Here is a 13,750-nt window from a genome sequence, read left to right as displayed (position 1 = left end):
GAGGCGCTCGCCTGGACGGTGGCCGCGGTCAGATGGGAAAGTTCGCCTCGATGCGCTGTCCGCCGTCCGGCAGCGGGCCGCACTCCAGCGTGCCGCCCGCCAGCTCCACCTGCCGCCGCAGATCGAGCAGGTCCATGGCGGAGGTGGCGGTGAAGTGCGGCGGGCCGGCGTCGGGGCGGCCGCAGGTATGCCGGACGCACACGCGTACCGTGCCGGGCAGCCACCGTACGAGCACCCGCGCGCCCGCTCCCGGCGCGTGCTTGCGCGCGTGCGCCAGCGCGGTCTCCACCACCACGTACGCCGTGCGCCCCACCTGGCCGGGCACCGGCGCGGGCTCGCCGTCCACCGACAGCTCGACCGGCAGCCCGTCCCTGGCCGCGTCGATGACCAGGGGCCGCAGGTCGGGCAGCGGCAGCCCGAGGTCGAAGCCCTCGCCGGTGCCGCGCCGTAACAGCGCGACCATGTGGCGCAGCTCGTCCAGCGTCTCCGTACCGGCCGCCCTGATCTCCTCAGCCGCCGCCCTGGCCCGCTCGTCACCGGTGCTCATCGCGAGCACGCCGGCCTGGAGCACCATGCGGCTGACCCGGTGGATGACGACGTCGTGCAGCTCGCCGGCCAGCCGTTCGCGCTCGATGCGCTGCTCCCGCTCGGCCAGCTCGGCGCGCAGGCGCTCCCTGACGCGGACGTAGCGGCCGTACATGACGGACAGGGCGAGCGCGGCCTCGGTGCGGCCGGCCAGCGGAAGCCGGTCGGGCAGCGCGAACACGCCGAGCGCCAGCACGGCCAGCGGGAGCCAGCGGGCGGGCGTGCGGGCGGCCGACGCGAAGGCCATCACGCCGTAGGCGGCGAACGGGCCGGCGGGCGGCCAGATCGGGGCGTCGGCCACGGGAGGCGGCACGGCCGAGGGCAAGAGCACCGACAGGACGGGCAGCGCGACCGCCGTGCCCGCGCAGATCCAGGCCACGACGAGCGGCGCGCGGCGCAGCCACAGCACCGGCACCGCCGCCGCGAGCAGGATCGCCAGGACCGCGCCCCGGTGGCCGGTCGCGAGGGTCAAGCCGGCCGCGACCAGGACCGCGAGGGCGTCGATCGGTCGCGGGCGGGCACCGTCCACCGCATCATCGTACGATCACCCGCCGTGCCTGCCCACCCCTGTTCCAGTAGCCGGTCAGACCCGGGTGATCCGGACGGCGTCGGCGATGACGTAACCGGAGGCCGATGTCCAGCGGCTCACCCCGACGACGTTGTAGGTGCCGGCGTTGAGGGAGAAGGTCCCCAAGGAGCGCCAGGCGCCGCCGCCGCTGCGCTGGTCGACGGTGACCGTCCGGTTCCCGCCCGATGCGGCCACGATGTACGGCGTCGCGCTGTTGTAGCCCGCGTCGGCCGGATACCACACCTCGACCCGGTAGGTGCCCGCGCTCGGGATCGCGGCGCGGAACCACGCGGGGTCGCTGGCCGCGACCGGCTCGGCGAAGCGGTAGTCGGCTCCGTGGCGCTGCCCCGAGTACGCGGACGTGCCCCAGGACGAGCTCGCCGTGAACCCGGAGTCGGCGTTGTCCACCACGACGCTGAACCCGCTGTTGCCGTCGCCTTCCGGCGCGCGGCCCTGGCTGGGCGCGCTCTCCTGGTGGGTGCGGTTGAGCGCGGTCACGTAGTAGGTGGGCGAGGACGTCGGCGCGGGGTCGGTGAACGTCTTCTGCCTGGTCGTGCCGATGAGGTTCCTGGCGTCGGCGAACGAGCACTCGTCCGCGGTCCCGTCCACCCGGTAGACCGCGTACGCGGTGCCGGAGCCGTTCCATGCGAGCTGCACGCCGCCGCCGGAGCGGGTGGCCGAGGTGATCGACGGCGCGGCGGGCGCGGCGGCGGAGCCGCGCGCCGGCACCAGCGCCGGCCTGCCGTAGTGGTCGCGGACGACCCTGGTGAACGCGCCGATCCTGTCGGCCTTGACGTCCTTGGCGCTGAAGAAGACGTCACCGGTGATCTCGGGGTGATTGCGGTTGTCGGTGAGGTGGTCGCTCAGCTCGGCCGGGTCCTGCCAGGCGGGGTCCTGCCCGGACGCGCCCGCGCGGTAGGCGGCCTGGCCGACGACGAGCTGCACGCCGGTGCCCCTGACCACGTCGGACCACCAGGCGGTGAGCACCTCGTACGCGGCGGTGCCGAAGCCGATGTGCCAGTAGATCTGCGGCGCGAGGTAGTCGACCCAGCCCTGCTTGACCCAGGTGCGGCTGTCGGCGTAGATCGCGTCGTACGACTGCAGGCCCGAGGTGCGCGAGCCGAGCGGGTCGGTGGAGGCGTTGCGCCAGATGCCGAACGGGCTGATGCCGAACGCGATGTGCGGCTTGGCGGCGTGGATGCGCTGGTCGAGCTCGCGGACCAGGCGGTTGACGTTGTCGCGCCGCCAGTCGCCGATGTCGCCGAACGAGCCGCCGTAGCGGGCGTAGGTGTCGGCGTCGGGGATGCTCTCGCCGCTGACCGGATAGGGGTAGAAGTAGTCGTCGAGGTGCACGCCGTCCACGTCGTACCTGCTGACGGCGTCCATGATCGCGTCTTCGATGAAGTCGCGGACCTCCGGGATGCCGGGGTTGTAGTAGAGCTTGCCGCCGTAGGCGAAGCGCCAGTCCGGGTGCTGCCGCGCGGGATGCGTGGAGACCAGCCTGGACGGGTCGGCGTGGTTGGCGATCCGGTACGGGTTGAACCAGGCGTGGAACTCCAGGTTCCTGGCGTGGGCCTCGGCGACCATGAAGGCCAGCGGGTCGTAGCCGGGGTCGCGGCCCTGGGTGCCGGTCAGCCACTGGGACCATGGCTCGTACGGCGACGGCCAGAACGCGTCGGCCGTCGGCCTGACCTGCACGATCACGGCGTTCATGCGCTTGGAGACGGCGAGGTCGAGCCAGGCGCGGAACTCCGCCTGCTGTGCCGAGACGCTGAGCCCGGTGCGGCTCGGCCAGTCGATGTTGGCCACGGAGGAGATCCACATGGCGCGGAGCTGGCGCTTGGGGGTCGCGGGGTCGGGGGTGCAGGCCGCTGCCGCGGCGGAGACGGGGTTCACGAGGCTGAGGAGCGCGGCGGTGAGCGCCGCCAGGACGATACGCGGAAGCGCGGTCACGAAGGGAAGTTTCAGCGCAATTGACGGCGAGCGCAATAGTTTTCAGAAAGATCGCTATGTCAAGGCCACGCTAGAGGGAGAGAATTTTCACTTAACTCAGAAGTAATGTCAATTATCGACATTAGTCAGGAGATTGCCGTAGCGTGCTGGCGTCACGTCTGTGAACGAGGAGCCCTCCATGACTCTCGCCCGCACGCGATTAGCAGCCCTCGCCACCGCGATCCTCACCCTCATCCTCGTCGGCGCAGGCCAGCCGGCCTGGTCCCAGACCGCCGCCGAATCCCCGCTGGCCACCGCCTTCGCCAAGGCGGCGCAGACGCACGACGTACCGCGTGACCTGCTGGTCGCGCTCGCCTACGCCGAGACCCACCTCGACGGGCACGACGGCGAGCCGAGCGCCAGCGGCGGCTACGGCGTCATGCACCTGGTCAGCAACCCCACCAACCACTCGCTCGAACAGGCGGAGAAGCTCACCGGCATCCCCGCCGACAAGCTCAAGACCGACGACGCGTCCAACATCCTCGGCGGCGCGGCCGTCCTGCGCGCCCACGCCGACGCGCTCGGGCTCGACGAGACCGCGAGGAAGGACCCGGGCCGCTGGTACAAGGCCGTCGCCAAGTACGGCAACGCCAGTTCGCCCGAGCTGGCCCGCCTGTACGCCGACGCCGTCTACGAGCAGCTCGGCCTCGGCATCGACATCCGCGGCGTGCGCGTCGCGCCTCAGGAGGTCACCGCCGACCGCGGGGAGTACGCCAAGGCCCGCGACCTGAACGCGCGTGCGAGCGACAAGTCCGGCCAGGCCGCCGACGGCCCCGTCGGCATCGCCAGCCCCGACTACCCGCCCGCCGCCTGGGTCGCCGCCAGCTCCAGCAACTACCGCGTCTCCAACCGCGAGACCAGCTACAACATCGACCGCGTCGTCATCCACGTGACGCAGGGCTCCTACGCGGGCACCATCTCCTGGTTCCAGAACCCCTCCGCGCAGGTCTCCGCCCACTACGTGGTCAGGTCCTCCGACGGCGCCATCACCCAGATGGTCCGTGACAAGGACGTCGCCTGGCACGCGGGCAACTCCAGCTACAACAACCGCTCGATCGGCATCGAGCACGAGGGCTGGGTCAACGACGCCTCGTGGTTCACCGACGCCATGTACCGGTCGTCCGCCGCGCTGGTCCGCTACCTGTGCGACAAGTACGGCATTCCGAAGAACCGGACCGGCATCATCGGCCACAGCGAGGTGCCCGGCGCGACCCACACCGACCCCGGCTCGAACTGGAACTGGACCACGTACATGAACTACGTGACCGGTGGCGGCACCCCGACCTGGCAGACCACGGTCGACAACGCCACCGCCGGCCAGTTCACCGCCAGCGAGAACTGGGGCACCTCCGCCTACTCCAGCCAGCGCTACGGGACCAACTACCGCTTCGCCGAGCCGGTCGCCGCCAGCGACCCGGCCTGGTACTCCGCGACCATCCCCAGCGCCGGCACGTACCAGATCGAGGTCTGGTATCCGGCCGACCCCGGCTATAACAGCTCGGCGCCCTACATAGTGGCGACATCGAGCGGCAACCAGACCGTGTACGTCGATCAACGATCAGGCGGCGGATCCTGGCGCTCCATCGGAACCTTCTCCTTGAACGCGGGCACGTACAACGTGGTCGCCGTGAGCCGCTGGACCGGCGGCACCGGCCTCGTCATCGCCGACGCCGTCCGCATCAGCCGCTGACCCTCCAGGAACCACGGCCCGCGCCTGCTACCTCCCGGGCGCGGGCCGTCTCCTGTGCAGGCGCCGTCTTCTGCTCCCCGGCGAATCGAGCCGGCCCAGGCGCTCGGCCTGCCACCGGCGGACTGAACGGGTCAGGCGGCGGCGCCGCCGTCCACGACGTGGTCGGTGCCGACCACGAAGCTCGACTCCTCCGACGACAGCCACAGCGCGGCGGCGGCGATCTCCTCAGGCGTGGCGACCCGGCCGATCGGCAGCGCCGCCTTCATGCGGGCGTCGCGGTCCTCGCGGGTCTCGCCGGGCCGCAGGGACATGGGCGAGTCGATCGGGCCGGGGCTGAGCGCGTTGATGCGGACGCCGTCGGCGATGTGGTCGCGGGCGGCGGTCCTGGTCAGATGACTGACCGCGGCCTTGGACGCGACGTACGCGCTCGCGCCCGGCCGCCGGTAGTGCGCGCCGAGGTTGGAGGCGACGTTCACGATGACGCCGCCGCCGTGGGCCCGCATGTAGGCGATCTCGTGCTTCATCGACAGGAACACGCCCTTGAGGTTGACCGCGATGACGTCGTCCCAGGTGTCCTCGTCGTAGTCGGCGAGCGGCGCGACCGCGCCGAAGACGCCGGCCGCGTTGAGCGCGACGTCGAGGCGGCCGTAGCGGGTGGCGGCGGCCTCGACCATGCCGGCGACCGAGGCCGAGGAGGTGATGTCCACGGCGTACGCGCTCGCCCGGCCGCCGCTCCCCTCGATCTCCTTCACCAGCTCGGCGAGCCGGGCCTCGTCGCGGCCCGCGGCCAGGACGGCCGCGCCCTCCCTGGCGTACGCGAGGGCCGATGCCCGCCCCACGACTCCGCTCGCGCCCGTGACGAGCGCGACCTTCCCCTCGAACCGTCGCACCATCATTCAATACCAATCGTTCTCATATTTGCACCGCCACCATGGCCTGATCGACCGCGTCGCGCAGCCTGCGCGGGTCAGGGTCGGCCCTCGCGAGCACCTGAAGCCCCTGCAGCAGCACGAGCAGGAACCTGGCCAGGGCCTGCGGGTCCTTGCTCTCGGGGATCTCGCCCTGGGCGCGGGCCCGGGTGAGCGCGCCGGCCAGCGCGGTCTCCAGCTCCGTCCAGCTCGCCGCCACCTTCGCGAGCACGCCGGGGTCGCGGGAGGCGAACTCGACGGCCGAGTTGACCACCATGCAGCCCCGCCGCAGCTCGTCGGCCAGGCAGGTGGCCACGTACGAGTCGAGGAAGGCGCGTACGGCGGGCACCGCGGGCCCCGGCTGCGCGAGCGGGCCGATCACATCGCGCCGGCGCAGGTAGCGGTCGAGCGCCTTGATGTAGAGCTCGCGCTTGCCGCCGAACGTGGCGTAGATGCTCGCCTTGGCCACGCCGAGCCGCTCGACGAGGTCGTTCATCGAGGTCGACTCGTAGCCGCGCTCCCAGAACAGCTCCAGGGCGCGCTGCAGCGCCACGTCCGGGTCGAACTCCTTGGTCCTTGCCACGGACGTGACGCTAGCAGTATCGAGACCGATCGGTCAAAAATCTATCTGGGAGTGAGGACCCAGTCCCAAGAGCGGCTCTCCTCGTTGTCGGTGTTGGCGGCGAGCTGGGTCATCTCGGAGCCGTCCACGCTGACCAGCACCAGCCCGTTGTTGAACTCGTTCTCGCACTTGCCCGCGCAGCCGAGCGCGATGACGTGCTGGTCGTCCGCCCAGGCGAGCAGCCGCAGCACCCGCTGCCTGGCCACCTTGCCCGTCTCGATGTCGGTGATCCTCGTGGGCAGCCCGTCGGGGCCGAGCAGCAGGCGGCCGTCCGGCGAGAGCGCCGAATGGCGCGAGTGGCGGACATAGCGCTGCCCTTTCGGCGCGTCCGCCGTGCGGCCGTCGATCGTGTACCAGACGCGGTCGGACCTGCTGATCGTGGGGCCCCAGATCAGCTTGCCGTCGAGGCTCCAGTCGAGGTCCTGGCGGGCGTTCGCCTCGGGCTGCGAGAGGTAGGTGCGGTCCGTGGTCCGCGGCCGGGAGATGGTGGACTGACCGGAAGTCGGCAGCGGCGCCAGCTCGCGGTACTCGTACACGCCCGCCGGCACGTCGATCACGTAGTAACCGGTGCGCGGGCTGGGCTGTTTCTGGGGCATGAGCTGGCCGGGCTGGTCCTTCACGGGCTCGAAGACGTCCGGATACGACGAGTACGCGGTGGCGAGGATCTTGGTACCGTCCGGCGACCAGGCGACCGAGGCCACGTCGTGGTCCAGCTCGTACCAGTCGATGATGCTCCGGGTGTTCAGGTCGAGCACGCCCACCCGGTTGCCCATCAGGTCGCCCTCGATGACGGCCGCGACCTGGAGCCCGGGGGCGACGTCCACCCACGCGTACGGGGTCCGCGCGTAACCGCCGCTCGCCGGGTCGTACACCGACCAGGTCCGCCGCTCCCGCACCATGCCGTCCTCGGTCTTCTCCCTGGTGGTCACGTAGTACGCCGACACGGCCAGGTTCCCCGCGGCGATCAGCTTGGCCGGCGGGACGTTCCCGGTGTCGGTGCGCACGTCCGTGGGCGCGGGCGAGGGCCGGACGGGGAGCTCCACGCCCTGTGCGGGCTGGACGTCGGGCTCCTGCCGCATGGTGACGAACACGGCGACGGCCGCGATCATCGCGCCGACGAGCAGCGCGGCGCCCAGCGGCAGCCAGAGGGAGCGCCTGCCGCGCAGCGCCCGGTCGGCGAGGTCGTGCGGCACCCTGACCTCGTCGGCCCACTCATTGAACGTGTCGCGCAGCAGCCTGGTCACCTGGCCACCTCCTTCATCTCCTGGGCCAGCTCGGGGGCGATCTCGCGCAGCCGTGCCAGCGACCGGTGCGCGGTGCTGCGTACGTTGCCGACGGAGCAGCCCAGCACCCGCGCCACCTCCTGCTCCGGCAGGTCCTCGAAATAGCGCAGCACCAGCACCGCCCGCTGCCGGGCGGTGAGCCTGGCCAGGGCCGAGCGCAACATCAGGCGCAGCTCGCTCTGATGGTGGGCGTCGCGGGCCGCGCGTTCGGGCAGGATCGGCTGCACCACCTCGGGCCTGCGCACGCGCGCCCGCAACCAGCTCACCTGCTGGCGGTACATGATCTGCCTGACGTACGCCTCCGGCGCCGCCACCTGCCGCCATCTGCCCGCCAGCTTCGCCAGCGCCGTCTGCACCAGGTCTTCGGCCGCGTGCTGGTCCCCGCCGGTCAGCAGAAACCCGAGCCGCATGAGGGCAGGCGAACGATCGGCGACGAACTCGCGGAACAGTGGCTCGTCCGCGGCGTCCACGGTCACCTCCAAGGGAATCGACTATCACCCTTGCAGACGCCGTGCGGCCGCGCCGCTATGCGACCTAGCGCATGATGTCCGGGTCGTCGTCGTCCGTCATGGAGCCGAGGTGGTCCCGTACGGGCTTGTCCTCCGCGGCTCGCTGCCTGGGCACCTCCAGCAGGCCGAGCGTGTCCTGCTCGCCCCTGCGGGTGATCACCTCGTTGATGGCCTCGGTCAGCTCCCGCCTGTCGTAGTCGCCTTCCGTCAGCTCGTTGAGGTGTCCGAGCAGGTCGGCGGGCAGGCCGACGTGCCGGGACGCCTGCGCGTACACCTCTCTCATCGCGACCCGCTCGCGCCCCTGGAACGCCTCGTCGATGGCTTTGCGCAGCTCGTCGAGCACCACGTGATCCGTCATCCGCTCTCCCCGAAGTTCCGTGGAGCAGGTCGTACGCCTGCTCCGCCACCATGTCCACCGTCACGTCGCGCACCCATGACTCCTCGTGCGGGCAGCGCTCGGCCGCGGGGTCGACGCCGTCGGCGCCGCAGGTCGGGCAGGCCGTGGTCCACGAGATCAGCGGCCGGTGCGCGGCCCTGCTGAGCGGGCCCGCGTTGATGAGGTTGCCGCACCAGTAGACGGCCACCGTAGGGGTGCCGACGGCCGCCGCCAGGTGGCGTGGGCCGGTGTCGTTCGAGATCAGCAGGTCGCAGCGCTCGTACAGGGCGGCGAGGCCGCCGATGCCGAGCACGCCGACGACGGGGATCGCGGGCCCCCGCATGGCCGCGACGACGCCCGCCACCAGGTCCTCCTCGGCGCGGGTGCCGGTCACCACAACGGGCCTGCCGGTACGGTCGGCGACCTCGGCGAAGCGCTCGACCGGCCAGCGCCGCCGCGGGTCGGTCGCGCCGGGATGCACGGCGACCAGCCCGGTGGGCGGCAGGCCGAGCGTGCGGGCCAGCTCGGCGCGGTCGGCGGCGGTCACCTCGATGCGCGGCTCGAGCCCGCCGCCCACCCCGCCCACGAGCGCCGCGACCTGGAGGAAGCGCAGCGTGTCGTGATGGTAGTGGGTGTACGGCAGCCACCGGTCGAGGCTCTCGGCCCCCGGCGCGCGCAGCCCCGCGGTCACCCTGGCCCCGAGCCGCCTGATGAACGGGTTGGAGTAGCGCCCGCCGCCGTGGATCTGCACCGCCAGGTCGAAGCGCCGGTCGCGCAGCTCGTCGTAGAGCGCGTCGGGGGCGGTGCGCCCGTTCTCGTACGTGGACACGCCGGTGATCGGCGGCAGCGCCACCACGTCGTCCACCGGTCCTGGCCGCCCGTCGAGGAACGTCGCGTGCCACGGCGTGGCGAGCAGGGTCAGCTCCGCGTCCGGGTAGGCGCGCTTGAGCGCCTCCAGCGCGGGCACCGCCATGAGGTAGTCGCCGAGCGCGTTGGCCCGCAGCACCGCGATCCGCCGCACTCCGTCGACCGGCCCGGCGTCCATCGCGAGGCCGGGCGACGCGCCCGCGTTCCCGCCCTCCGGGTCGGCCGGTACGAGCACATCGAGGTCTCCAGGGCCCTGCATAGCGGCCTGGCTACCCGCCCCCTATCGCGCCTAACTTCCCTTATGCCGGGTTTGAACAGCGCTTTTGCTGGTACTCGCCACTCATGGGCACAGACAAGATCGTCAGCGCCGTGGTCGTCGGTGACGTGATGCTCGACTCGTGGCTCCACGGCTCTGCCAAGCGCCTCGCCCAGGAAGCGCCAGTGCCCGTCATGAGCCTGGAATCCACCGAGGACGCCCCCGGTGGTGCCGCCAACACCGCCGCCAACCTCGTCGCGCTCGGGGCCGGTGTGCGGCTCGTCGGCGTCGTGGGCGACGACGAGTGCGGCGCGAAGCTCGTCGAGGCGCTGCGCCTGCACGGCGTCGGCGTGGACCTGGTGACCGTGCCCGGCCGGCGGACCGCGCACAAGCGGCGGCTGATCACCAGTGGCCAGCTCACCGCGCGCTACGACGAGGAGGACCACGCCGAGCTGCCCGAGTCGGCCGAGCGCGAGCTGCTGCGCCGGCTCGGCGACGTACTGCCGGCCGCCGACGTGGTCGTGGCCTGCGACTACGGGGGCGGCGTCTGCACCCCCGCCGTCCGCAAGGCCCTGGCGGGGCTGCCGCTGCTCATCGTGGACGCGCACGCGGTGGCCCGGTGGCGGGAGTGCGGCCCGTACGCGGTGCTGCCGAACTTCGCCGAGGTCGTCCGGCTGCTCGACGACGAGGACGAGACCGGCGACCGGCCCGCGTACCTGATGGCCAGATCGCAGCAGCTCCTTGAGCTGACCGGCGCACGCATGGTCGTCACCACCCTGGACGGCGAGGGCACGCTGCTGCACCGGGCCGGGCGGCCGCCGTACCGGACCTACGCCCAGCCCGCGCCGCAGCACATGGCGACGGGCGCGGGCGACACGTTCACGGCGGCGTTCGCGCTCTGGCTGGCCGGCGGCGCGCCGCCCGAAGAGGCCGCGCGGGCCGGGCAGGCGGCGGCCGGGGTCGTCGTACGCCGCCAGGGCACCGCCGTCTGCACCCGGTACGAGCTGCTGCGCGCGCTGCGCCGCCAGGAGGGCCAGGAGGGCAGCGTGCAGCCCGCCGAGCGGCTGGCCGAGCTGCTGGACGAGCACCGGCGCAGGGGCGAGCGGGTGGTGTTCACCAACGGCTGCTTCGACGTGCTGCACCGGGGGCACGTGTCGTATCTGGAGCAGGCGAGCCGGCTCGGCGACGTGCTGGTGGTGGCGGTGAACAGCGACGCCGGCGTGGCCAGGCTCAAGGGTCCGGGACGGCCGGTCAACCCGTGCGAGGACCGCATGTCGGTGCTGGCCGCGCTCACGTTCGTGGACTACGTGACCGAGTTCGACGAGGACACCCCGGAGCGGCTGCTGCGGATGATCCGTCCCGAGCTGTACGTGAAGGGCGGCGACTACACCGCCGAGATGCTGCCGGAGGCGCCGCTCGTGCGGGCGCTGGGCGGCGAGGTGCGGGTGCTCGGCTACCTGCCCGACCACTCCACGACCGCCATCATCGGCCGCATGCGCCTGCTGCCTTGAGCGTCGTCAGACCGCGAGCACCTTGGACAGCCAGGGGCGCAGGACCGGGAGCACGGCGGCGGGCTGCATCGCGGTCATGTGATCGTGCCCGTCGAGCACCTCGACGTCCCAGCCCCGCTCGGCCAGCTCGGCGCGGTGCCGGACCAGCGGGCCGCCGATGTCCACGGTCACGCCGCCCCACTTCTGGTCGTACCGGATCTGGTCGGCCGAGCCCGCGAAGCACAGGCGCGGGCACGTGAGCCGGACCTTCGTGTCGTCGAAGTCCCGCAGGTTCTCGTAGAGGGTGACGAACTGCCGGGCCTGCTCCTCGTTCGGCAGCCCGGCGGCCGAGGACCAGGGGTCGTCGTCCTGCTCGGTCTCGGCGGCGGGCTCGGGGGCGGGCTCGGGGGCGGTGGCCAGCTCGTACGTCGCCGTCGTGACCTTGAGCATCTCCGCATACGGCCCCGCGTACGGCGGGAACCCGCCCATGGCCAGCGCGGAGATCCGGTCGGTGCGCACGGCGAGCTGGAGCCCGCTGAGCGCCAGCCACGAGTACCCGTAGTACGCGAACCGCTCGGCCCCCGCCGCGTCGGCCACGGCCAGGAAGTCGCGGGCGATGTTGTCGGGGGTGAGGGTGTCCGGCTTGGGGTGCTCCATCACGTGGCCCTGGTAGTCGAAGGCCACCACCTGGAAGGTGTCGGCGAGGCCGTCGATGAGGTTGCGCCCGAGTGCCGGGTCGTTGCCCCATGTGCGCATCTCCTCTGCCTGCTCGCCCTCCACAGGGTGTGGATCGACGGGCAGCAGCACGGCCGGTCCCGATCCGCGCACCTCCACCTCGATCGTCCTGCCGTCGTGCAGCGTCGCCCTGGACATGGCACCCCTCCGCTAACTCGTTACGCCGTAAAGGATTGTGTGGCGACGATAGCTTATGGCGTAAAGAGTCGCAAAGGATTGGGGACGTTCACCCAGCGCATGGCCGCGCCGTCGTCGTCCAGCCAGCGCAGCAGCAGGTTGGCCTTGGCCGGCACGTACGCGGCGGCGAGCAGCTCGCGCAGCTCCTGCGGATCGCCGTAGTCCTTGGCCGCCGCCGCGAACACCGCCCTGGCCCGCGACCACAGCTCCGCCCGCACCCCCGGATGCCGGTCGGCCAGCGCACCCGCGATCTCGCACAGGTTGTTGGTCACCAGGCAGTAGACCAGCCGCTCCCACGCCCGCCGCTCGCCCAGCAGCGGGCCTCCGCCGCCTGCGTGCCGGTCGGCGACCAGCTTGACGCCCTCGTAGTCGCGGAACAGCGCCTGCCCGGGCAGCCCGGCCGCGTCCACCGCGACCAGCACGTTCTGCAGGTGGCATTCGAGCACCACCCCGTGCCGCAGGTACGCGTGCAGCACCGGCGGCACCACGTGCTCCAGGTAGCGCTGCCACCACAGCAGCGCCCCGTCGGCGTCCAGGCCGTCCAGCGGGCTGCCGGGAAAGCCCTCCGCGATCCCGGCCGCCAGCAGCGCCGTCAGCCCCGGGCGTACGTGCTCGCGCAGCCCGTCGCGGACGATCACCGCCAGCGCCTCGCCGCCGTCTCCGCCCAGCTCCACGCTGCGGTAGCCGCGGTCGCGCAGCAGCGACGGCCTGGGCAGGTGGGCGGGCATGTCGTCGAAGGCCGCCTCAAGCAGGGCCGCGACCACCGGGAGGTGACGCAGGTCGTGCAGCCACAGGCGGCGTACGTCGTTCGTGATCCGCACGTCCAGGCTGAACTTGCAGAACAGGTCCGCCTCCGGCAGGTAGACGGTGCGGATCGAGGCCGTGGCCACCGCCCGCCGGATGGTACGGCCCAGCTCGGGCAGCTCCGGCAGGCCGCCGAGCAGCTCCACCTGCCAGGGATGCGCGGGCAGCGGCACCAGACCGGCCTCCCGTGTCCCGCCGAGCCGGTCGAACGCGCTCGTGTCCCCCACCTCGATCAGCTCGCTCTCGGGGACGCCCAGCAGTGTCAGCGGGAAGCTCGCCCGCGCCTCCGGCGAGTACGGCAGCCACGCCTGCGCCCCTCCGCCGCCCCTCGCCTTGGGTGCCGGGTGGTAGGGGTGGCCCGCCATCAGGGCCTGCTCGGAGCGCAGGTACAGGTCGGCGGGCGGCGTCGTGTCACTCCTGGCGGCGAGCAGCGCGGCGGTGACGTCGCGGCTGTGCAGGATCTCGGCGGGCAGCACGTCGTTGACCGCCCCGGTGCTCGCCCGCAGCTCGCCGGCGGCCACCTCGACCAGCTCGGCCAGCCCGAGCGCCCGCCACCCGCCGGCGTCACGCAGCATCGGCGCGCTCGGCCGCCGCCCGCCCTCGACCCGCAGCACGCGCCCGGTGGCCGGCAACCGGTACGCCCCCGCTCCGGCGGGCTCGGCCACCTCCCGGATGAGGCAACGCAGCAACGCCGTGATCGCCATCGCCTCGGCCTCGTCACCCACCCGCTCCAGCGCCCCTGTCGGCTCACCCGGCGCCTTGGCAGGCCCAACCGGCGGTCTGGGAGGCCCGGTCAGCGGTGTGGGAGGTCCGGTCGGCGACGCGGCCCGCCCCTCCTGCGGCCCGGCAGGCCCAACCGGCCGTCCGGCAAGCGCGTCCGGCGACCCT

Annotated in this window: 11 protein-coding genes; 2 read left to right on the top strand and 9 right to left on the bottom strand. The window is 72.5% G+C overall.

What is annotated here, in order from left to right; translation table 11 throughout:
* Positions 1-28 precede the first annotated feature (28 nt).
* Positions 29-1,114: a histidine kinase gene (locus tag WBK31_RS37715; RefSeq protein ID WP_364063758.1), complete on the bottom strand. Its 1,086-nt coding sequence runs from the start codon at positions 1,112-1,114 to the stop codon at positions 29-31.
* Positions 1,115-1,168: 54 nt separating this feature from the next.
* On the bottom strand, positions 1,169-3,106 hold the full coding sequence (locus WBK31_RS37710; protein WP_406673948.1) for a family 10 glycosylhydrolase: 1,938 nt from the start codon (positions 3,104-3,106) through the stop codon (positions 1,169-1,171).
* Positions 3,107-3,284: 178 nt separating this feature from the next.
* Between WBK31_RS37710 and WBK31_RS37705 the strand changes: the two genes are divergently transcribed.
* Positions 3,285-4,835, top strand: coding sequence for an N-acetylmuramoyl-L-alanine amidase (locus tag WBK31_RS37705; RefSeq protein WP_406673947.1), 1,551 nt, complete (start codon positions 3,285-3,287; stop codon positions 4,833-4,835).
* 131 nt (positions 4,836-4,966) lie between these two features.
* Here WBK31_RS37705 and WBK31_RS37700 read toward each other — a convergent pair whose 3' ends face one another.
* The 5 genes from WBK31_RS37700 to WBK31_RS37680 are packed head-to-tail and all read right to left on the bottom strand — an operon-like array spanning position 4,967 to position 9,659.
* Positions 4,967-5,731 (bottom strand): SDR family oxidoreductase, encoded by a 765-nt coding sequence (locus tag WBK31_RS37700; protein ID WP_364063767.1) that lies wholly within the window; start codon positions 5,729-5,731, stop codon positions 4,967-4,969.
* Between the two features lie 16 nt (positions 5,732-5,747).
* On the bottom strand, positions 5,748-6,326 hold the full coding sequence (locus tag WBK31_RS37695) for a TetR family transcriptional regulator C-terminal domain-containing protein (RefSeq protein WP_364063770.1): 579 nt from the start codon (positions 6,324-6,326) through the stop codon (positions 5,748-5,750).
* Between the two features lie 41 nt (positions 6,327-6,367).
* Positions 6,368-7,609 carry a hypothetical protein gene (locus WBK31_RS37690; RefSeq protein WP_406673946.1) on the bottom strand — a complete coding sequence of 414 codons (1,242 nt, stop codon included), beginning with the start codon at positions 7,607-7,609 and terminating at the stop codon, positions 6,368-6,370.
* Positions 7,606-8,118 carry a SigE family RNA polymerase sigma factor gene (locus WBK31_RS37685; RefSeq protein WP_406673945.1) on the bottom strand — a complete coding sequence of 171 codons (513 nt, stop codon included), beginning with the start codon at positions 8,116-8,118 and terminating at the stop codon, positions 7,606-7,608. Before WBK31_RS37685 ends, WBK31_RS37690 begins: the two co-directional genes overlap by 4 nt.
* A 2-nt stretch (positions 8,119-8,120) precedes the next feature.
* Complete coding sequence (locus WBK31_RS37680) at positions 8,121-9,659, bottom strand: glycosyltransferase family 9 protein (RefSeq protein WP_406673944.1); 1,539 nt, start codon at positions 9,657-9,659, stop codon at positions 8,121-8,123.
* An 83-nt stretch (positions 9,660-9,742) separates the two neighbouring features.
* On the opposite strand from WBK31_RS37680, the gene rfaE2 reads away from it, so the two are divergent.
* Positions 9,743-11,167: a D-glycero-beta-D-manno-heptose 1-phosphate adenylyltransferase gene (rfaE2, locus tag WBK31_RS37675; RefSeq protein ID WP_406673943.1), complete on the top strand. Its 1,425-nt coding sequence runs from the start codon at positions 9,743-9,745 to the stop codon at positions 11,165-11,167.
* Positions 11,168-11,173: 6 nt separating this feature from the next.
* Here rfaE2 and WBK31_RS37670 read toward each other — a convergent pair whose 3' ends face one another.
* Together WBK31_RS37670 and WBK31_RS37665 are read right to left on the bottom strand one after the other, a co-directional pair.
* Positions 11,174-12,019 carry an alpha/beta hydrolase gene (locus tag WBK31_RS37670; RefSeq protein ID WP_364063786.1) on the bottom strand — a complete coding sequence of 282 codons (846 nt, stop codon included), beginning with the start codon at positions 12,017-12,019 and terminating at the stop codon, positions 11,174-11,176.
* A gap of 53 nt (positions 12,020-12,072) precedes the next feature.
* Entirely contained in the window at positions 12,073-13,587 is a 1,515-nt protein-coding gene (locus WBK31_RS37665) for an IucA/IucC family C-terminal-domain containing protein (RefSeq protein WP_364063788.1), read from the bottom strand.
* Positions 13,588-13,750: the final 163 nt, after the last annotated feature.

Origin of the sequence: Nonomuraea sp. N2-4H, assembly GCF_045291505.1 — a bacterium.
GTDB lineage: Bacteria > Actinomycetota > Actinomycetes > Streptosporangiales > Streptosporangiaceae > Nonomuraea > Nonomuraea fastidiosa.
This window is presented reverse-complemented; position numbering and strand designations above follow the sequence as displayed.

Coding starts and splice junctions, on each gene's coding strand:
- WBK31_RS37705 (WP_406673947.1), top strand. CDS start 3,285: ATGACTCTCGCCCGCACGCGATTAGCAGCCCTCGCCACCGCGATCCTC.
- WBK31_RS37700 (WP_364063767.1), bottom strand. CDS start 5,731: ATGATGGTGCGACGGTTCGAGGGGAAGGTCGCGCTCGTCACGGGCGCG.
- WBK31_RS37680 (WP_406673944.1), bottom strand. CDS start 9,659: ATGCAGGGCCCTGGAGACCTCGATGTGCTCGTACCGGCCGACCCGGAG.
- rfaE2 (WP_406673943.1), top strand. CDS start 9,743: ATGGGCACAGACAAGATCGTCAGCGCCGTGGTCGTCGGTGACGTGATG.
- WBK31_RS37670 (WP_364063786.1), bottom strand. CDS start 12,019: ATGTCCAGGGCGACGCTGCACGACGGCAGGACGATCGAGGTGGAGGTG.